Here is a 20,532-nt window from a genome sequence, read left to right as displayed (position 1 = left end):
TGATGCCCCGCGCCCTCCGTCGTTCCCGCGGTCGGCGGGCCGGTCAGTCGGCCGTGCGGTTGCGCCGTCGGCGTCGGGCGCCGAGAAGGGTGCCGAGCGCGCCGAGCAGCGCGAGGACACCCCCGGCGGCCAGCGCGGGCGCCGGATCGACGCCTGTCTCGGCGAGGCGGGGAGCGGACGCGTCCCTCGCCGCCCGCGTGCCCGTGACTCCGGAGCCGGTCGTGCCGCCCGTGGTCGTGCCGGTCGTGCCCGAGGCGGTCGTACCCGTCGCTGTGCTGCGTGCGCCGGTCGGGCCGGTGCCCGCCACCGTCGTGCCGACGCCGTTAGCGTACGAGCCGGTGGTACCCCCGCTGCCCGTCTCGGTGGAGGCGGTGATCGTCGGGCGGGTCCCGGTGACCGTCGTGCCGGTACCGGCGCCGTCGGTGCCCGGGTCGGTGGTGGTCGTGCCGGTGATGCCGGGGGTACCCGTGCCCGCGGTGCCCGTGCCTGCGGTGCCCGTGCCTGCGGTGCCCGTGCCTGCGGTACCCGTGCCTGCGGTGCCTGAACCGGTGGTGCCGGTGCCGGTCGGGCCGGTTTCGGAGCCTGTGGCGCCGGAGCCAGTGGTGCCCGTGCCGGATCCGGTGGTACCGGACCCGGTGGTTCCGGTCCCGGGCTTGCTCGGGTCTGAGGTGCCGGAGCCAGTGGTACCCGACCCGCCGGCGCCGGTCGAGGGCGTGCCCGTGGTCGGTGTGTCCGTGCCCGGGGCGGGGGTACTGCCAGTGCCAGTGCCAGTGCCAGTGCCGGTGCCAGTGCCGGTGCCGGTGCCGGTGGGCGAGGGAGTCGCGGTCCCCGTGGCGGGCGTCCCGGTGGCCGCAGGCGTCGCGGTCGGTGTGGGCGTCGCGGTCGGTGCCGGCGCGACGGTCGGCGCGGGCGAGGGGGCGGGCGTCGTGCCGGTGGTGGCGGCCTTCGGGATCGGGAAGGTGGCGGGGGTGAAGTCCAGACGGTACTGGGCGCCGCTGGGTGTGAGCGCGACGAGGACGCCGTCCTCGCGGAGGTACCGGCCGTTGAGCAGATCCTGCTCGGTGATCGAGTCCGTGAAGGGCTCCGTGTGCTGCTCGCCGGGTGCGAGGGTGAACGGCGGAGTGCTGCCGAGGCGGATGTCGCGGAGGGCGACATCGCCGCGATTGGTCACCGTGATGGTCGCCCGGACGACGGTGCCGGCGGTGACGGGTGTGCCCGGTGCGATGTCGAGGGCGGAAGCGTGCGTCACCTCCAGGAGAGGATGCTCCGCGGCGATCGGGGCGTCCTTGGGCAGGGGAAGCTCGCCTCGCACGGTGACGAAGCCGTCACCGCTCGCGGTCTTCACTCCCCAGGAGGTCGCGTACGACACTCGGCCGGCGTCGAGATCGGCCTGGGTCACTGCCCACGTCTTCGTGGTGTCCCGGGCGTCGCGGCTCTCGCCGGGGCCGAGGACGACGGGGGTGTTGTAGAAGGAGACCGGGGCGGAGCTCTGATTCCGGAACGTGACGACCCAGTTGATCCGGGTGCCGACGACCGGCTTCTCACCCGGCTTGAGATCGAGCGATCCGCTCACGGTCCCGGTCACGCCGGCGGGTGCCGGAGCGGGGATCTGCGGGGTGGTGCTGGGACCGGGGGCGGGCGTGCCGGTCGGCGCGGGTGCCGACGGCGTGCCGGGTGTGTGGGTCGACGGGGTGCCGGTGGGTGCGGGGATCGGCGGCGTGGCGGTCGGTGCCGGAGTGGACGGTGTGCCGATGGGCGCGGTCCCGGGGGCCGACGGCGTGCCGGTGGGCGCGGGGGCCGAGGGCGTGCCGGTGGGTGCGGTCCCGGTGGGTGCGGGGGTCGACGGGGCGCCGGTGGGTGCGGGAGCCGGCGCGGCGCCGGGGGAGCTGCTCGTGGGGATCGGCAGCGCGACGACTATGTCGTTGGATTTGTACTGGACACCGCGGGGGGTGCGAACGGTCACCTTGGCCGTGAGACGGTATTCGCCGGCTTCCACGTCCCGCGCTGTGAGCGGGCCCGAGAGGACCCGGTCAGCGCTCTCGCCCGGTGCGAGGGTGAACGGGGCCAAGCTGTTCAACCGGACGTCGGTGAGCGTGACGTCCCCGCGGTTGACGATCGTGAAGGTGGTGTCGAGGACGGTGCCGGCGACGAGGGGTGCTCCCGGCCCGAGCCTCGGCCTCGTCGTGGTGGTCACGTCGAGGAGCGGGTGCTCGACGGGAATCGCGAGCGTCGCACCGCTGCGCACCGTGTTCGTCCGTCCGCCCGTCACGGCGGTCGCGTCGACGACGATGTGGGTGATGCCGCTCACCAGGTCGTCCTCCGTGACGGTGGACTCGAGGTGCAGCTGCGCGGTCCGGCCCTTGGCGAGGACGGCCAGCTTCTCGCTGGTGCTGCCGGGGCTGCCGGGGGCGGCCCCCACCCGCACGGCGACGAGGTCGCGGAGGTCGTCGGGGCCGGTGTTGGTCAACGTCGAGGTCCAGCGGACCTTCGTGCCGGCCTTCACCTGCTCGCCGGGCTGCAGCACGAACTCGCCGCGGAACCTCCAGGACTCGTCGGTCGTGCCGCCCGCTGGGGACCCTCCCGTCCCGGCACTCGGCGCAGGGGCCGGTGTGGCGGTGCTCGTCGCGGCGGGGGCGTCCGGCTTCGGGAACGGGAGCCGCACGGAGGCGATGGTCTTGTAGACGGCGCCCCTCGGGGTGCGCGCGTAGACGTAGCCGCCGTCGCGGTGGTACTCGCCCGCGAACACGTCCAGCTCGTCGACCGTGCCCTTTGAGGAGAGGACGGCGCGCTGACCCGGTGCGAGGCTGAACGGCGGGGTGCCGGTGAAGGTGATGTCGTGCAGGGTCACCTCCCCGCGGTTGGTCACCGTGACGGTCGGGTCCACCACGGTGCCGACGACGACCGGCTGGCCGGGTGCCAGCTCGAACCTCGGGGTGTAGACGACCTCGAGGGCGGGGTTCTCCGCCGGGATGGGCAGCTCGCCTCGCACGGGGATCCAGTGCACGCCCGCGGGCGTGACGACGCCCCAGCTGTTCGCGTACCTCATCACCCCGGCATCGAGGTCGGCCTGAGTGACCGTCTGCTCTTTCGCGTCGTCCCGACCGTCGCGGCTCTGCCCCGCCGGGACGGAGAACTCGGTCCCGTAGACGGCGGCGGCGGTCGTTCCGTTGTTGCGGAAGGTGACGGTCCACTTCACCTTCGTGCCGACCACCGGCTTCTCGCCCGGCTTCACCTCGAACGTCCCCCTCACCGTCGCGCTCACGAGGGAGTCCCCGGTCATGGGCACGGTCGGCGGTGGAGCGGGCTGCTGCTGGGCGGCGGCGACCGGCGTCTCCGACGCGGCGGCCGGCGCCTCGGCCGCCGGTGTCGGCATCGCGTCGGGTGCGGCCGGTGCGAGAGAGGGGACCGGCGTCTCCGGTGCGGCCGCGTCGGTCGGCGTCGCCGTGACGTCGGTCGTGGCCGGTGCCGGGGCGGGATCGGCCATAGGCGGGGCGGTCGCGGGGGTCGGCGCCGGGGGAGCGGGGGAGGGGGCGGCGTCCTGCGCGGCGGGTGCGCTGCTCGGCGCGGCGGGTGCGGTCGCCGGGGCGGCGTCCGGGGCGGCGGGGCCGGCCGGCGGCGCGGCATCGTCCGGTGCGGGAGAGGGCGTGGGCGTCGACAGGGCGACCGCTGCAGCGGCGTCCTGCTCCGGCGTCGCGGTCGCGACGTCGGGGTGTCCTTCGGCGTGCGCGACGAGGGAGCTGGATCCGAGCAGGCACGCGCTCAACGCGACGGACGCGGCGATGCTGAGGGGAGTGGCGGGCGATCGGCGCGGTCGTCGTAGGTCGGGACGTGAGGGGGTCATGGGGCTCCTGGGCAGGGATCGGCAAGGGGTCGAGACGGTTCGGGAATGATCACACGGGTGTTTCCGGAGCGGCGCATTCCTGGCGCGGAAGCGGGCTCGCGGCAGTCACTGACGTCGGTGGCAGGGCGCGACGACCGAGGGTCGGTGGCTCCGACTCGAGTCGAGGCCGCTGTCCCTCGGGGGCAGTGAAGCGCTCGAGGACGAGGGTGCGCGGAGCGTGGATCGACGTCGCGCGTGCGCATCCGTGGCAGGGGATGACACGGCGAAGCGCCGGTGGCGTCGAGTCGGGTCGACGCCACCGGCGCTTCAAGGGGACGGTGCTGTGTCAGTCGGCGGTGCGGTTGCGACGGCGACGGGCGCCGAGGAGCAGGCCGACCATGCCGAGCAGGCCGAGGATCCCGGCGGCGGGCAGTGCGGCCGCCGTGTCCACGCCGGTCTGAGCGAGGTGGGCGGCGGAGGCGCTCTTCGTGGCCGAGCTCTTCGCGCTCGTGCTGCCGGAGGCTTTGTCAGCGATGGTCGGTGCCGAGGCGGAGGCCGATCCGGCTCCAGCGCCGCTCTGGGCGGCGGCGTCGACGGCCCGCTTCAGCGAGCCCGCGCCGTCGGCGACGTTCTCGCTGCCGGCGACGGCACCGGCGGGAGCACCGGCGGCGGGAGTCATGGTGGTTCCCGCGGTCGTCTCCGTGCCGCCGGTCGTCGTGCCCGTCTCGGTGCCGGTGGTCGGGGCGGTGGTCGTCGTGCCCGTCTCGGTGCCGGTGGTCGGGGCGGTGGTCGTCGTGCCCGTCTCGGTGCCGGTGGTCGGGGCGGTGGCCGGGTTGGTTGTTGTCGTGGCGGTCGGCGTGGTCGTGACGGTCGGCGTGGCCGGGGTGGTCGGGGTGGTCGTGCTGGTGGTGGGGAGGGTGAGGGTGCCGGTGGCTCGGCTGTGGACGAGGACGCCCGTGTCGCTGGTGCCGGAGGTGCGGGCGTTGAGGGTGGCGGTGCCGCTGGCGAGTGCGCTCTGTCCGAGGGGAAGGGTGACGGTGAGGTCTTTGGACTGGCCGACGGCGAGGTCGACGCGTTCTCCGGTGTGGCCGTTGTCGACGTTGTAGAGGGGGACTTCGCCGGTGTTGGTGATCGTGACCGTCCACTTCACGCGGGTGTCCGCGGTCACCTTCTCGCCGGGCGTGAGGAGCAGCTCGCCTCGGATCGAGGACGACTGCGCTGCGTGCGCGGGCGCGTCGGGTGCCTGCGAGGCCGTGGCGGTCGGCGTGGTGGGGGCGGTCGGCGTGGTGGGGGCGGTCGGCGTGGCCGGGGTGGTCGTGCTGGCCAGCTCGAGTGCGCCCCGTGCGCGGATGATCTGGGGGCCGTTGCTGGAGACGATGTCGTAGCGGCTGGCGTAGGTGACGCGGCCGGCGTCGAGGTCGGCCTGGGTGAGGGTGGTCGGTGCGAGGTTGTCCTCGACGTCGCCGCTCTCGCCGGGCTCGAGGTGCAGGAGCGCTTTGAGGACGTCGACGGGGTGGGCGGTGGTGTTGTGGAGGGTGATGGTCCACTTGACGGGGGTGCCGACCGTCGGCTTCTCGCCGGGCTTGAGGTCGAGGGCACCGCGGACGGAGGCGGTCACCTGGTCGGACGCGGTGCTCGTCGGGGTGGGGGCGGGCGTGGTCGGCGCAGGAGTCGTGGTCGGGCCCGTGGCCGGAGCCGGGGTCGGTGCGGTCTTCGGCAGCTCGAGTGCGCCCCGTGCGCGGATGATCTGGGGGCCGTTGCTGGAGACGATGTCGTAGCGGCTGGCGTAGGTGACGCGGCCGGCGTCGAGGTCGGCCTGGGTGAGGGTGGTCGGTGCGAGGTTGTCCTCGACGTCGCCGCTCTCGCCGGGCTCGAGGTGCAGGAGCGCTTTGAGGACGTCGACGGGGTGGGCGGTGGTGTTGTGGAGGGTGATGGTCCACTTGACGGGGGTGCCGACCGTCGGCTTCTCGCCGGGCTTGAGGTCGAGGACGCCCTTCACCGTCGCGGTCACGCCGTCCGACATCGATGCCGATGCGGCCGGAGTGGGCTGCTGCTGAGGCGCCGAGACCGGCGTCTCGGTCGCCGCCGCGGGCGCGTCGGCCGGCGCATCCTGGAGCGCAGGGGCCGGCACGATCGGCGCCTCGGCCTCGGCCGCGGGCGCGGTCGGCGCCGGGGTGGCGGGAGCGGCTGCGGCATGCACCGTCGCTTCGCCGGACGCGGTCGCAGCGGGTGCCGCTGAGGCTGCCGGTGAGACGGGTTCCGGGGAGACGGGCGCCGGGGTGACCGTCGGGGCGGACGTCTGCGCGGCCGGAGCGGGCGCGGCCTCGAGTGCGGTGGGCGCCGAGGCGACGGCCTGCGCGGTGGGGTCGACGACGACGGCCTGAGCGGTGGTCTCGGAGACGACGGGCAGGGCGGCCTCGTCGGCGTGGGCGACGAGAGCGGTGGAGCCGAGCAGGCAGGCGCTCAGGGTGAGCGAGGCGGCGATGCTGAGCGGTGCTCCGAGGGACCGGCGGGGTCCCTGGGCGTCGGGGCGGCGGGGGGTCATGGGAACTCCTAGGCATTGGTGATTCGAATATCGAGTTAAGCTCGGAAACAGTCACATCGGCGATGAGGGGTTGCCACCTTTATGGCGTGAAGTAGGCAATCAGGCGCCCGATGAGAGTGATGGCACTGACGCGCAGTCGTGGCGGGCGTTGTGTCGAACGGGCAGGTCGGCGACGAGAGTGGGCCGGTCGCGGGATCGATTGTTCGGTGTTCCGCAGGGAGCGATGACCCGGCGAGTGAGAACGACCCGAACCCGACCAGGTGGGCGGATTCGGGCCGTCGTGGCTCGTCGGCGGAGTCGAAGGGCGTCGACTCCGCCGGCGAGCGGTCAGTGGGTCGAGCGGCTGCTCCGGCGACGACGCCCGACGAGCACGCCGAGCGCGCCGAGGGCGGTGAGGATCCCAGCGGCGGAGAGCGCGCCGGCCGCGTCGGACCCGGTCTCCGCGAGGCGGTTCTTCGACGCCCCTGCGGCCTTCGAGCTCGTCGTGGTGGAGCCCGTCGTCCCGGAGGCTGCGGGCGCGACGGGGGTCGGGATGTCCGGCGAGTGCTCCGGTGCCGGGGTGGGCGCCGGCGGGGTGAGCGTGGGCGCCGGCGGCGCCGCAGTGGGCGTCGGGGTGGGAGTGGGGGTCGGTGCCGGTGGGGCTGGGGTGGGCGTCGGAGGGGTCGGGATCGGAGTCGGGATGGGCCCCGGCGGGGTGGGAGTGGGCGTCGGAGTGGGAGTCGGTGCCGGTGGGGTCGGGGTCGGCAGGGCGAGTCTGCCGGTCACGTCGACGCTGATGAACTCGCCGTACTCGGTGTCGCCGCCCGCGGACGTCGTGAGCACGGCGGCGCGGTCGTCGAGGTCCTTCTGCCCGAGGGTCGTGCTCAGCGTCAGTTCCCTGGTCTGGCCGGGCGCGAGATCGACCTCGTCGCTCGTCTCCCCGACGGAGACGTCGTAGAGGGCGACGTCGCCGGTGTCGGTGACCGTGATGGTCCACTTCACCTCGGTGCCTATGGCGGGCTTCTCGCCGGGCTCGAAGACGAGCTCGCCGCGGGCGGTCGCTTTCAGTGAGGGGTGCTGCTCCGGTGTCGGAGTGGGTGCCGGTGTCGTCGGGGTGGGTGCCGGTGGGGTCGGAGTGGGTGCCGGCGTGGTCGGAGTCGGTACCGGCGTGATCGGAGCCGGAGTGGGTGCAGGGATGGTCGGAGTCGGAGTCGGAGTCGGAGTCGGGCTGGGGAGAGCGAGTCGGCCGCGGACGCGCGCGTAGACCGAGACGCCGTCAGGTGTCCTCGCGCCGGTGAACTCGTCGAAGACGGCGGAGCCTTCAGCGAGTTGCTTCTGGTTGAGGGTGGTCGACGAGGTCAGCTCGAGGGCCTCGCCGGGTTCCAGATGGCGGCCGGGTCCGACGATCGTTCGGGCGACGTCGTCGAGGGGGACGTCACCGGTGTTGGTGACCGTGATGGTCCACTTCACCTGGGTGCCGACCGCCGGCTTCTCGCCGGGCTTGAGGACGAGCTCGCCGCGCGCGGTCGCGCTGAAAGCGGCGCCCTTCGCGGTCACGCTCGCGGTGGGCGTCGGGGAGGCTGTCGGCACCACGGCGGCGTGGGCGGCCGAGGCGGTGCCGAGGAGTCCGACGGTCAGGGCGAGGGAGGCGGCGACGGTGAGCGGGGTGCCGGCGCAGCGGCGCGGGCGGAGGGAGTCGGGACGTCGTTGCACGGAGGCTCCTCAGAGGTGGGGTGGAAGGCGGGACGACGAATGCTCGCATCGCGCCGCATCGGTCGTCGAACATCTGGCAGACGAGAGAACATCTGGCGTCCGGAGCGCAGGCTGACGCGGGGCGACCGTCTGGCGCAGGTCGTGTTCATCGGCGGGGCGTCCGGCATCAGGAAGCGCAGCGCCAGGTGCAGGTCGATGCAGTCGGGCACGGCGGAGGGAGCGATCACTCAGAAACGAGGAAACGGCCCGAGCTCGCCGGGAGGGCGGGCTCGGGCCGTCGTGGACCGCCGGCGGTGTCGAGGGGCGTCGACTCCGCCGGCGATCGGTCAGTCGGCCGTGCGGTGGCGTCGGCGGTGGCGGCCGAGGAGCACGCCGAGCGCGCCGAGGGCGGTGAGGATCCCGGCGGCGGGCAGAGCGTTCGTCGCGTCGTACCCGGTCGAGGCGAGGCGGCGCTGGGCCGTGTCCGCCACGGACGAGACCTTCGCGGTCGAGCCGGTCGAGCCGGTCGAGCCGGTAGAGCCCGGGGTGACGGGCACGACGGCGGCCGGCGTGCTGGAAGAGGGGCCGGGTGTCGGGATGACCGGGACGGGTGCCGGCGCGGGCGGAGTGGGGGTGGGGGCCGGAGGGGTCGGGGTGGGCGCCGGAGGCGTGGGCGTAGGAGTGGGAGGCGTAGGGGTCGGTGTCGGCGGCATCGGGGCGGCGAAGGTGAGCTTGCTCTCGAGGAGGGTGACGGCTTCGGTGCCGGCGGGTGTCTTGCCGGTGATGAGGGCGTCGAGGAGGGTGTAGCCGTTCGTGAGGTCCTCCTGGCTGAGCGTGGTCGTCAGTTTCAGGTCTCCGGTCTGGCCGGGGTCGAGGTCGATGAGGTCGCCGGTGTCGTCGGCGGTGATGTCCTGGACGCGGACGTCACTGGTGTTGGTGACCGTGATGGTCCACCGCACCGGGGTGCCGACCTTCGGGGTCTCGCCCCGCTTGAGGACGACTTCACCGTCCGCCGTCGCCCTCAGCGACGGGTCCTCGGCCGGGGTCGGCGCCGGCGAAGGAGCCGGCGTGGTCGGGGTGGGAGCCGGCGTCGTCGGGGTCGGTGACGGAGTGGGCGGAGTCGGTGCGGGGGTCGGTATCGGGCTAGGGAGGGCGATTCGGCCGTCGACGCGTGTGCGGGCCACGGTGCCGTCAGGTGCTAGTCCGGCGACGAACTTCGCGATGTGGGCGAAGCCGTCCGAGAGTTCCCACTCATCAAGGGTGGTCGACCAGGTCACCTCGCGGGCCTGGCCGGGTTCCAGATGGAGGCCGGGTTGGACGAGATTATCGCCGACTTCGTCGAGGGGGACGTCGCCGGTGTTGGTGAGGGTGACGGTCCACCTCACCGGGGTGCCGACCGTCGGCGTCTCGCCGGGCTTGAGAACGAGCTCGCCGCGCGCGGTCGCGCTCAGGGAGGCGCCCCGCGCGGGTGTCGGGGCCGGTGCCGGCGTGGTCGGAGTGGGTGCCGGCGTCGTCGGAGTGGGTGCCGGCGTGGTCGGAGTCGGCGCGGGTGTGGGTGTGGGGAGGTCGAAGCGGGCCGTGACGAGAGTGGTGATCTCGGTGCCGGTGGGGGTGAGTGCGGTGGCGTGGGTGGTCATGAGGGCGTAGCCGTCGCTGAGTATGCTCCTGGTGAGGAGGTCCTGCTCGATGAAGTCGTGCTTCTCGCCGGGCTTGAGGGTGATCACTCCTTCGCTGAGGTCGGTGGTGACATCGTCGAGGGGGACGGCGCCGGTGTTGGTGACCGTGATGGTCCACCTGAGCGGGGTGCCGGAGGCCGGCTTCTCGCCGGGCTTGAGGACGAGCTCGCCGCGGGCGGTGGCCGTCAAGGCGGCGGCGTTGACGGTCGCGCTGGCGGTGGGGGTCGGGGAGGCCGGAGGCGCCTCGGCGGCGTGGGCGGCCGTGGCGGAGCCGAGGAGGCCGACGGTCAGGGCGAGGGAGGCGGCGACGGTGAACGGGGTGCCGGCGCAGCGGCGCGGGCGGAGGGAGTCGGGACGACGATGCACGGGGGCTCCTCTGGGATGGATGGACGGCGGGGACGACGAATGCTCGCATCCAGCTCCATCGACCGTCGAACATCTGGCACGCGAAAGGCGGTCTGGCGCCCACGGCGCACGCTGACGCGGGACGGTCGATTGGCGCGGGTCCTGTCGTCCGGCGGCGCTCGGCGCGTCAGAGGAAGCGGAGCGCCAGGTGCAGGTCGACGCGGTCGGCCATCGCGGAGAGGTCGCGGCCGGTCAGCGCCTCGATCCGCTGCATCCGGTAGCGGAGGGTGCTCGCGTGCAGGTGCAGGCGGTCGGCGGCCTGGCGCCAGGAGCCGCCGCTCTCGAGGAAGACGCGCAGGGTCTCGACCATGTCGCTGCGGTGCTCGTCGTCGTAGCGGACGAGCGGCCCGAGGACAGCGAGCGCGAAGGCTGCACGGGTGCGCGGCGCGACCAGCTCGAGCAGGGCGTCACTCGAGACGGGGACGGTGTGCTCGACGATCGAGACGGGCTCGTCCGACGAGGCGCCGCGCGCGCGCTCGCGGGCGGCGAGCAGCGAGACCCCCAGCTGCGCAACCTCACGGGAGGCGTCGCCCACGCCGATCGCGATCCGGCGCTCGTGCAGCAGCCACGGCGCCGCCTCCACGGCGGAGCGCAGCGCGGGGCCGGGCGAGGCCGTGCCGTCCGCGGGATCGCCGAGCAGCAGGACCGCGGCCCCGTCGAGTACCGCGCCCAGTGCCAGCATGTGCTCGCGCTCGGCGGCCGCGCGCAGCGGCTCCAGCAGCGCCTCCGGGGGCAGCGACGGATCGTCGGTTCGCGCGACGACCACCCGGAGCGGCGCGCCCAGGCGGGAGCCGAGCAGCCGCAGCCGGACCGCGGTCTCGGACTCGGGCAGCTCGTCGTGCAGGAGCGCCCGGAGCAGGTCGAGCAGCGGCGCGGCCGACGCGCGCTCGCGCTGGCGAGCCAGGTCGAGCCGGCCGGCGACCGCGCCCGCGAGGAGCTCGACGCCGTCCGCGGTCTCCTCCGACCAGCCGCGCTGATCGCCGGTGACGACCAGCACCCCGAGCCGCTCGCCGGCGGCGGAGAAGAGGGCGCGGCGGGAGAGCGAGCGGCCGTGCTCGGTGACTTCCCAGCGGCTGTCGGGGGAGGACAGCGAGGCCTCCCAGGCGGCGCCGTAGTCGGCGGCCGTGGGCAGTCCGCCGGCGGAGGCGACCAGGGTGCCGGCCCGGTCGACGGCCCAGCTGCCGTGCGCGAACTCCTCGAAGAAGGCCCGCAGCGCGACCTGGACGCCCTCGCCCGAGGCGGGATCGGCGAGCAGGCGGCGCGCGAACCGGGCCTCGCGGCCGAGCGTGGGCAGGTCGGCCTGCGCGATCACTCCGGCGACCGTCTGCGCGATGGTCTTGAACGACACGTCCGGCGCGACCGTCAGCAGGGCGACGCCGTGCCGACGGCAGACCTCGAGCATACCGGCCGGCAGCGAGCCGACCGCGATCAGGCCGACGACGATCGCTACGACACCGCGATCGGCGACGCCGCCGACGAAGCGCTCGACGCTCTCCCGGCCGGAGGTCCAGAGCGCGCTGGTCAGCACCACGTCGCCGGGGGAGAGGAAGCGGCCGGGATCCGGCAGATCGATCGTGTAGGTGCCCGAGATCGCGCGGGCCAGCTGCACGTCGTCGCCGCCGACGAGGGTGAGCTGCAGCTCCGGGTGGCCGAGCAGCTCGCGGACGTTCACCCAGGTCTCCTCGTTCGTGCGGCGGACGCTCTCAGACTAGGCGGCGGGCCGAGAGCCCGGCGACGATCCGCCGGTGCCGCCGGGCAGGTCTGCGGCCTCGACTTCTGGGGGTGGGGGATCTCGATACGCCCGCTGCGCGGGCTACTCGATCAGCATGGGTGGGCGACTCCTTTGCTGGATCAGCATGGGTGGGCGACCACCTTGTGGATCAGCATGGGGTGGGCGACCACTCTGGTGGTCGAGTAGCCCCGGAGGGGCGTATCGAGACCCGGCTCAGCGGATGCCGCTGCGGGCGAAGCCCTGGACGAAGTAGCGCTGGAAGGCGAGGAACAGCAGCACCATCGGCAGGACCGACACCAGCGCGAGCGCCATGCTCGCCGAGTAGTCCGGCGTCGACTGGCCCTTGAGGTAGAGCAGGCCGATCGGCAGGGTGAACAGCTCGTTGTCCTTCAGCGCGATCAGCGGCCAGGCGAAGTCGTTCCAGCTGCCCAGCAGCGTGAGCAGGATCAGCACCGCGACGAGCGGCTTGCTCAGCGGCAGGACGATCTGCAGGAACACCCGCAGGTGGCCGGCCCCGTCGATCCGCGCGGCCTCGATCAGCTCCTCCGGGATGGAGAGGAAGAACTGCCGGGCGAGGAAGATCCCGAAGGCGGCCGCCGCTCCCGGCAGGATCACCGACCAGTAGGTGCCGTAGATCTGCAGCCCGGTGACGAGCTTGAACTGGGCGACCATGATCGCCTGCACCGGGATCATCATCGTCGCGAGCGCCAGCAGGAACAGCAGGTTGCGGCCCGGGAAGCGCAGCCGCGCGAAGCCCCAGCCGGCCAGCAGGTTGAGCACCACGGTGAAGGCGGTGACGAACGCGCCGATCACGACGGAGTTCACGAACCACTCGCCGACCGGGAAGCGGGCGAAGACGGTCGCGAAGTTCTCCAGCGAGATCTCGCTCGGCCAGAACTGCGGCGGGCCCGGCGAGAAGACCTCGCCGCGCGGGGAGAACGCGATGACGAGCATCCAGTAGAGCGGGAAGAAGACGATCGCCGAGGCGATCACCGCGACGACGATGCGGACGACGAGTCCGGTGCGCGAGCCGTCGCGGGTGGAGCGGCGGCGCCTGGGCGCGTCGCGGACGGTCGCGGCCGCGACGGCGGCGGGTGTGGTGAGGGTGGAGGACGTCACAGGAGGCTCCTATTCGACGAGGTCGCGGGTGCGGCTCGTGCGCCACTGCAGGTAGGTGAAGGCGAGGGAGACGAGCAGGATGACGACGCCGAGCGCGGCGCCGTAGCCCTGCTCGCGCACCTGGAAGCCGTTGCGGTAGGCGTAGGTGCCGAGCACGGAGGTGGAGAAGCCGGGCCCGCCGCCGGTCATCACGAAGACGATGTCGAAGACCTGGAACGAGGCGATCACGTTCATGATCAGCAGGAAGAACGTCGACGGGCCGACCAGCGGTACCGTCAGCGAGCGGAACTGCTGCCAGCGGGTGGCGCCGTCGATCCGCGCCGCCTCGTAGAGCTCGGGCGAGACGCCCTGCAGGCCGGCGATGTAGATCACCATGTTGAAGCCGATCCGCAGCCAGACCGCGGTGAGCATCACCGAGATCATCGCCGCGGTGCCGTCGGACTGCCAGGAGACCGGCGACGCCCCGAGCGAGGAGAGCACCTTGTTGACGATGCCGGAGGACTCGCTGAAGATCGTGACCGCGATCATGCCGGAGGCGACTCCGGAGATGACCAGCGGCAGCACGATGATCGTGCGGAAGATCCCGCGGGCCGGCAGCACCGAGTTGAGCAGCACCGCCAGCCCGAGTCCGCCGAGCAGCTCCAGCGGGACCGTCACCGCGGTGAAGATCAGCGTGTTGCCGAGGCTCTGCCAGAACACCGGGTCCGCGCCCATCCGGGCGTAGTTGGCGAGGCCGACCCACTCCGGGGTGCCGAAGCCGCGCGACTCCTGGAACGACAGCTGGATCGCCCAGAGGATCGGCACGAACAGGAACAGCGCCATCAGCAGCAGGTTCGGGCCCACGAAGCCGAAGCCCGCGAGCGCCTCGCGGGTGCGGGCGGTGCGGCGCCGACGCGGCGGCGACCCGCGGAGGGGGACGGCCGTCATCAGCTCGTGGCCTGCGCGATCGCGTCGCTCAGGCCGGTCAGCGTCTCCTCGGTGCTGCGTCCGCCGACGAACGCCTCCTCGAGCTGGTCCTGCATCGCGACCGAGATCTGGGCGAGGAAGGGGGAGGTGAGCTGCTGGACGTCGCGCGGGGTGATCGTGGCGGCCTGCTCGACGAAGACGGGCATCACGTCGGCGCGCACCGCGAAGTCGATCGAGGCGGGGTCGATGTCGGTGCGGGTCGGCAGCTCGTTGGTGGCGGCGCAGAACTCGGCCATGTTCTCGGCCTCGGTCATGAAGGAGAGGAACTCGGCCGCGATGTCGGGGTTGTCGGTCTCGGCGGTGGCGACGAGGGCGTTGCCGCCGAGGTCGGTCGCGCCGCGGGCGTCGACGGGCATCGGGGTGGCGGTCCACTCGAAGTCGGCGAGGTTGTCGACGTCCGGCACGAGGAAGGAGCCGACGAAGGACATCGCGACGCTCTGCTCGGTGAAGAAGGAGTCGGCGTAGGTGGCGGACTTGACCGAGCTGGTCGGCGGGACCCAGTCGTTCTCGAAGAAGCTCTTGGTGAAGTCGAGGGCCTTGGCCCCGGCCTCGGAGTCGATGGCGGGCGTGGTGCCGTCCTCCTCGAGCAGGGCGCCGTCGGCCTCGAAGAGCCAGCTCAGCCAGCGCGGGGTGCCGCCGAGCTGCCAGTTGGCGGCGAACGGGTACTGCTCGGCGGGGAGCGAGGCGCGCAGCTTGGTCGAGACGTCGGCGAACTCCTCCCAGGTCCAGGCGTCGGCGGCCGTGGTCGGGATGTCGGTGACGCCGGCGGCCGCGAGCAGCTCGGTGTTGACGAGCAGGGCCGAGACGTCGGTCTGGTGCGGGACGCCGTAGGGGGTGCCCTCGAACGACACGGCCTCCTGGAAGGCGGGGGTGAAGGAGTCGAACTCGTCGATGCGGTCGGTCAGGTCGAGCAGCTGGCCCTGGCTGGAGTAGACGCCGAGGTTCCCGTAGTCGACGCGGAAGACGTCGGGCGCCTCGCCCGAGCTGAGCTGCGCGTCGATGTTGCTGAACATCTGGTCGTAGGGGACGACGTTGAGCTCGACGCTCGCGCCGTCGTTCGCGGCCTCGAAGTCGGTGATCAGCGACTCGAAGGCCGCCTGCTCCGACTCGCTGGCCCAGGTGGTGAAGGTGATGGAGTCGCCGTCGGCCGAGGAGCCGCCGCCGCCGCCGAAGCCGCTGCAGGCGGTGAGGGCGAGGGTGGAGACCGCGAGGGCGGCGAGGGGGAGGAGTCGTCTGCGCATGAGGGGCGGTTCCTTCTTCTGTGCGTGCTGCGTGGGTGCGGTGGGAGGAGTGCGGAGGGAGGTGTGCGGTGCTGCGGGGTGCGGTGCTGCGGGGTGGGTCTAGGCGGCCGGTTGCCCGAGCCGGTCGAGGGCGGTCTCGACGAGCGAGACCAGGCCGTGCGGGCCGAGCTGGCCCTCGAGGAGCGCTCGCCGCTCCTCCTCCTCGGCCGGCGTCCGGGCCGGAGCGAGCGAGAGGAGGACAGTGGTCGCGACGTCCTCGACCGCGCGGACGCAGCCGAAGCGGGCGATCCGCTCGTCGTCGATCAGGGTCTCGCCGTAGCCGGCGCGGAAGGCGCGCCGCTGGACGTCGGTGATCGGACGGGCGAAGATCACGCCCAGCTCGACCAGGAGCAGGTCGACCTCGCGCGGGGCGACGGTGGCCTCGTCGAAGTCGATCAGCCAGGGGCTGCCGTGCGCGTCGATCACGACGTTGCCGGGGTGCGGGTCGCCGTGCACGGGGACGCGGGCGGCCGGCGTGCGCGAGCGCTTGAGGCGCCGCTCGGCGCGGGCGAGGGCGTGCAGGCGGCCGCGGAGCTCGGGGGTCAGGTGCTCGTCGACCTCGGCGAGCAGCGCGGCCGGCGGACGCTGGGCGCGGCGGATCCCGCGGCGCGGCGGGACGGTGCCGGCGGGCGGGGCGGAGTCGTGCACGCCGCGCAGCACCGCGCCGAACTCCTCCCAGGGCAGCGCGTCCTCGCCGGAGTCGACCGCGTCGTCGCCGACGATCCAGGGGGCGAGCGAGACGAGGAGGCCGGAGTCCTCGGTCCAGGGGCGGCCGTCGCGGGCGCGGGTGGGCGCGGCGATGCCGGGCGCCCGCGCGTCGCCGAGGGCGGAGGCGAGGGCGAGGCCGAAGCGGCCGTCGCGGCGGGAGGCCTTGACGCTCCACGGGGCGCCGGCGTCGTCGGTTGCGAACCAGACCTGAGCGCCGTGGTCGAGGCCGCCGATGATCGGCAGGAAGTCGACCAGGCGGACGCCGAAGTCGCGCTCGACGACGGTCCGCGCCCAGGCGCTGCGCTCGTCGATCGTGTCCATCCCGCCCATCGTCGCGCGGGAGGCGTCCCCTGAACACGTACTTGCGCATTCGCCGGATGTGCTGTGCGAGTTCTCACGCGCGGGCGCTTCATGCTGGTCGAGTAGCCCCGCAGGGGCGTATCGAGACCCTCGGTGGCCAGCAGGGCGGGTCTGCAGACTCGACTTTTGGCGGTGGTGGATCTCGATACGCCCGCTGCGCGGGCTACTCGATCAGCAGGGGGGTCCCACGCCGCAGGGGGATCTTCTCAGCCGGCGGGCAGGATCACGCGGAAGCGCGCTCCGGCGGCGCCGGGCAGGCAGACGAGGTCGCCGCCGAGGGCGCGCGCGAGGCCGCGGGCGATGGGCAGACCGAGGCCCGAGCCGCCGTCCGCGCGATTGCGGGCGTCGTCGAGGCGGACGAGCCGGTCGAAGACGCGGTCGCGGTCGGCCTCGGGGACGCCGGGGCCGTCGTCGTCGACCGTCACCGTGACGCGGCCGTCGGCGTGCGCGAGCGTGACGTCGATCCGGGAGCGGGCGAAGCGGGCGGCGTTCTCGAGCAGGTTGCCGACGATCTGGCCGAGCCGGTCGGCGTCGGCGTGCACGGGCGGCGCCGCGGGGTCGCGGTGCAGGACGATCTCGGGGCCGGAGTCGCGCAGCAGCTGCCGCTCGATCGCGGCGGCCGCCACCGCGCTGGCGTCCAGCGGCCGGGCGTCGAGGGCGAGCCCCTCGTCGAGCCGCGCCATCAGCAGCATGTCCTGGATGAGCCGCCCGGCCCGCAGCGATTCGCGGACCACGTGCACCGACAGCCGCTCGCGCTCCTCCTCGGTGCCGTCGGCGCGGACCAGCGCGTCGGCCGCGGCCTGGATGCCGGCGACCGGGGTGCGCAGCTCGTGCGCGGCGTCCGAGACGAAGGCGCGCATCCGGCGCTCGGCGGCCAGTGCCGACTGCTCGGCCTGCTCGAGGTCGTCGAGCATCTCGTCGAACGCCGTGGCCGTGCGGCCGAGCTCGGTGCCGGGCCGCGAGGGGCGCAGGCGCCGGCCGCGATCGCCGTGAGCGATCGAGCGGGCGACGGTCGTCATCCGCTCGAGCGGGCGCAGGGTCGCGCGGACCACCAGGACGAGGGCGCCGGCGGCGAGCAGGAGGAACACGGCCGAGGCGCCGAGCAGGATCCCGTTCAGCGACGCGAGGGTCGAGCCGACCGAGCCCGCCTCGCTACTGAGGGTCAGCACCGTGCCGTCGCTGAGGACGGACTGCAGGGTGATCAGGCCGTCGTCGCCGGAGACGCTGCTCGAGGCGACGGTGACGGTGGCGTCGCGGGGCGTGGGCACGGCGGCACTGGTGCTCCCGGGCGGGCTCGGCGGCTCGCCCAGCTGGTCCGCCGCTCCCGGTCCCTGGCGCAGCTGCTCGGGGCTCGGGCCGGCGACCACCTCCTCGCCGTCGGGGCTCTGGATCCGCACCGCGACACCCTGCGCCGAGAGCCGCGAGGCGAGCTCGTCGTCGGCGATCGTGCCGACCAGGGCGGCGGCGGCGGAGGCGCGATCGGCCAGCCGCTCCTCGATCTGGTCGCGGAGGCGTTCGCCGAGCACGACCTGCACCGTCGCGGACAGCGCCAGCAGCAGCACCGCCAGCAGGGCGAGCACGGCGAGCACGGTGCGCAGGCGCAGGGATCCGGTGCGCAGCGGGGCGGAGGCGGAGCGCGCGGCGGGGATGCTTGCGGGGGTGCTCATGCCTCCACCCGGTAGCCGAGCCCGCGGACGGTGTGGATGAGGCGGTCGCCGTGCGCCTCCATCTTCTTGCGGAGCGAGCTGAGGTGCACCTCGACGAGGTTGGGGTCGACGTGGTCGTAGCCCCAGACCTGGGTGAGGATCTGCGTCTTGGTCAGCGTGCGGCCGCGGCTTCCCGCGAGGAACGCGAGCAGCCGGAACTCGGTGGCGGTGAGGTCGAGGGGCTCGCCGCCGCGGCGGGCGCGTCCGGCGTCGGGGTCGACGACCAGGTCGCCGATCTCGATGATCGAGGGGACGCGACCGCGCCGGCGGAGCACCGCGGTGACTCGGGCGACCAGCTCGGCGAGGACGAACGGCTTCACCACGTAGTCGTCGACGCCCTCGTCGAAGCCGCGGAGCCGGTCGTCGACGGCGTCGCGCGCGGTCAGCATGATCACGGCCGCGTCGCTGGTGCGCCGGATCCGCTCGGCGAGCACGATGCCGCTCGGGCCAGGCAGCATCCAGTCGAGCACGACCAGGTCGGGCGCGAAGTCGGCGAGCTCGCGGGCGAGGTCCTCGCCGGTCGGCAGGGCGCGCACGGTGTAGCGCTCGCCGCGGAGGGCGGCCTCGACGGAGGAGCGGATGGCGTCGTCGTCCTCGACGAGGAGCACGCGGGCGGAGGGGAGCATGCTCCGACCGTAGGGGGCGCGGATCGGCGTCGACCGCCACTCGGCTGGGGAGCCTCTGTTCTTAAGGACCGCTTCAGATTCGGCTCGGAATCTGAAATGGAACCGGCCGCAACCGCTCCCGAACGGGAACGGCACCGGGCCGGACCGAGGAGACTCCCATGAGCAAGACCCCCGACAGCCGCACCCCCGGAACCCAGGGCTCGGGTACTGAGGGCCAGGGCTTCGGCCCGCGCCGCCCCCGGACCCGTGCGATCGCCCTCTGCATCGCCGCCGGCGCCCTCGGCTTCGCCGCGATCGGATCGACCGCCGCCTTCGCCGATTCCGCGCCCACCTCCGGCTCGACGAGCTCGAGCACGATCGAGACGACGCCGAGCGCGACGGCCAGTGCGACGCCGACCCCGGACTCCAGCGACGCGCCGACCCTCACCGGCCCGGCCTCGACCGGCCCGGCCGCCTGCGGACCCGCGGGCGCCGGACTGCCGAAGCCCCCGGCGCCCGGTGCGGACGGGTCGATGCCGACCCCGCCGGCCGCGCCCGCCGACGGCGAGGCGCCGACCCCGCCCGCGGCTCCCGCTGACGGCGAGGCGCCCACGCCCCCCGTGGACGGCTCGATGCCGACCCCGCCGGCGGCTCCCGCTGATGGCGAGGCGCCGACGCCTCCCGCTGCCCCCGCTGACGGCGAGACCCCGACGCCTCCCGCGGCCCCTGCCGACGGCGAGGCGCTCACGCCGCCGGCCGCTCCCGCCGACGGCTCGATGCCGACCCCGCCGGCGGCTCCCGCTGACGGCGAGGCGCCCACGCCTCCCGCCGCGCCCACCGACGGCGCGACGGCGACCCCGCCCGCCGACGGAGTGCTCCCGACCCCGCCCGCCGCGCCCGCGGACGGCGACGCCGTGACCCCGCCGACCCCGCCGGCCGCGCCCTCGGGCGACTGCGAGCTCCCGACGCCCCCGGCGGACGGCTCCGCTCCGACCCCGCCCGCGCCCCCGGCCGCCGGTGAGGCGCCCGCCGGTCCCGCGCGCCCCGGCACCGGCCCCGCCGCCGGTGACGCTCCCGACGCCGGTGCGACCCCCTCCGCCCCGAGCGACACCGCCACCCCCGAGGAGTCGGACGCCCCCTCCGGCAGCTGACCCCCGGGCTGCACCTCCGGCACGCGGAACGACCTCCGGCTCGTCGGAATCCACGGATTCGACGAGCCGGAGGTGTTTCCGCGTGCCGGAGGTCCGGACACATCGACGAAGGCGCCCCCTCTTGCGGAGCGGGCGTATCGAGATCCACCGGCGCCAGAAGTGGGGTCTGCAGGCCAGCCCTGCTGACGACGGCGGGTCTCGATACGCCGCGTGCCGCGGCTACTCGACCAGCATGCGGGGCCGCGTGCCGCGGCTACTCGACCAGCATGGGGCCGCGTTGGTGCGCACTTCTCTGCTGAGTGAGCAGCCCGCGGAGCGGGTCCTCCATGCTGATCGAGTAGCCCGCGCAGCGGGCGTATCGAGATCCACCCCCGCCAGGAGTGGAGTCTGCAGACCTGCCCTGCTGGTGACGGCGGGTCTCGATGCGCCGCGTGCCGCGGCTACTCGACCAGCATGCGGGGCCGCGTGCCGCGGCTACTCGACCAGCATGTGCAGCGGACGTCTCGAGATCTCGCGGCGTCAGCGCGCCGTGCGGCGCCTCCGGGCGAGGCCGAGCACGAGGGCTCCGCCGGCGAGGAGGGACAGCGCGGCGGCCGAGAGCCAGCCGGTCTCGACACCGGTCGAGGCGAGCGAGCCGGAGCCGGAGCCCGTCCGCGGCGGCACGGCACCGGCGGGGTGCGTCGGCGCGACCGTAGGCTGCGCGGTCGGCGCAATGGTGGGCTCGGCCGTGGGTCCGGCCGTGGGCTGCGCAGTGGGCGCAGCGGTCGGCTCGGCCGTGGGCACGGCAG

At 74.0% G+C, this 20,532-nt stretch carries 12 protein-coding genes and 1 pseudogene; 2 read left to right on the top strand and 11 right to left on the bottom strand.

Going from position 1 to position 20,532, the window contains the following annotated elements:
* Positions 1–43 precede the first annotated feature (43 nt).
* The 11 genes from MT350_RS13815 to MT350_RS13765 form a co-directional block, all read right to left on the bottom strand.
* Complete coding sequence (locus tag MT350_RS13815; RefSeq protein ID WP_243600651.1) at positions 44–3,841, bottom strand: hypothetical protein; 3,798 nt, start codon at positions 3,839–3,841, stop codon at positions 44–46.
* A 325-nt stretch (positions 3,842–4,166) separates the two neighbouring features.
* Positions 4,167–6,365 carry an LPXTG cell wall anchor domain-containing protein gene (locus MT350_RS13810; protein ID WP_243616148.1) on the bottom strand — a complete coding sequence of 733 codons (2,199 nt, stop codon included), beginning with the start codon at positions 6,363–6,365 and terminating at the stop codon, positions 4,167–4,169.
* A gap of 327 nt (positions 6,366–6,692) precedes the next feature.
* Complete coding sequence (locus MT350_RS20495; RefSeq protein WP_243616147.1) at positions 6,693–8,057, bottom strand: LPXTG cell wall anchor domain-containing protein; 1,365 nt, start codon at positions 8,055–8,057, stop codon at positions 6,693–6,695.
* 326 nt (positions 8,058–8,383) lie between these two features.
* Positions 8,384–10,078 carry an LPXTG cell wall anchor domain-containing protein gene (locus MT350_RS13800; protein ID WP_243616146.1) on the bottom strand — a complete coding sequence of 565 codons (1,695 nt, stop codon included), beginning with the start codon at positions 10,076–10,078 and terminating at the stop codon, positions 8,384–8,386.
* Positions 10,079–10,244: 166 nt separating this feature from the next.
* The gene (locus MT350_RS13795; RefSeq protein WP_243616145.1) at positions 10,245–11,789 is read right to left on the bottom strand and encodes a PucR family transcriptional regulator; all 1,545 of its coding nucleotides are present in this window, start codon (positions 11,787–11,789) and stop codon (positions 10,245–10,247) included.
* A gap of 273 nt (positions 11,790–12,062) precedes the next feature.
* A complete protein-coding gene (locus MT350_RS13790; RefSeq protein ID WP_243616144.1) occupies positions 12,063–12,968 on the bottom strand; it encodes a carbohydrate ABC transporter permease in 906 nt (301 codons plus the stop codon).
* 9 nt (positions 12,969–12,977) lie between these two features.
* Complete coding sequence (locus tag MT350_RS13785; RefSeq protein ID WP_123446973.1) at positions 12,978–13,895, bottom strand: carbohydrate ABC transporter permease; 918 nt, start codon at positions 13,893–13,895, stop codon at positions 12,978–12,980.
* A complete protein-coding gene (locus MT350_RS13780) occupies positions 13,895–15,175 on the bottom strand; it encodes a sugar ABC transporter substrate-binding protein (RefSeq protein ID WP_243600645.1) in 1,281 nt (426 codons plus the stop codon). Before MT350_RS13780 ends, MT350_RS13785 begins: the two co-directional genes overlap by 1 nt.
* A gap of 99 nt (positions 15,176–15,274) precedes the next feature.
* A complete protein-coding gene (locus tag MT350_RS13775) occupies positions 15,275–16,243 on the bottom strand; it encodes a phosphotransferase enzyme family protein (RefSeq protein ID WP_243600644.1) in 969 nt (322 codons plus the stop codon).
* Between the two features lie 245 nt (positions 16,244–16,488).
* Positions 16,489–17,949 (bottom strand): HAMP domain-containing sensor histidine kinase, encoded by a 1,461-nt coding sequence (locus tag MT350_RS13770; RefSeq protein WP_243616143.1) that lies wholly within the window; start codon positions 17,947–17,949, stop codon positions 16,489–16,491.
* A complete protein-coding gene (locus MT350_RS13765) occupies positions 17,946–18,614 on the bottom strand; it encodes a response regulator transcription factor (RefSeq protein WP_123446969.1) in 669 nt (222 codons plus the stop codon). Before MT350_RS13765 ends, MT350_RS13770 begins: the two co-directional genes overlap by 4 nt.
* 158 nt (positions 18,615–18,772) lie before the next feature.
* Here MT350_RS13765 and MT350_RS13760 point away from each other — a divergent pair, with 158 nt between their 5' ends.
* Entirely contained in the window at positions 18,773–19,744 is a 972-nt protein-coding gene (locus MT350_RS13760; protein WP_243600642.1) for a hypothetical protein, read from the top strand.
* A 232-nt stretch (positions 19,745–19,976) separates the two neighbouring features.
* Positions 19,977–20,486: pseudogene (locus MT350_RS20600) on the top strand (hypothetical protein); the annotation flags it as partial.
* Positions 20,487–20,532 lie beyond the last annotated feature (46 nt).

Source organism: Rathayibacter sp. VKM Ac-2928, from assembly GCF_022815545.1.
In the GTDB taxonomy this organism is placed as follows: Bacteria; Actinomycetota; Actinomycetes; order Actinomycetales; family Microbacteriaceae; genus Rathayibacter; species Rathayibacter festucae.
The sequence above is the reverse complement of the archived record's forward strand: the minus strand, read 5'-3'. Positions and strand labels throughout refer to the sequence as shown.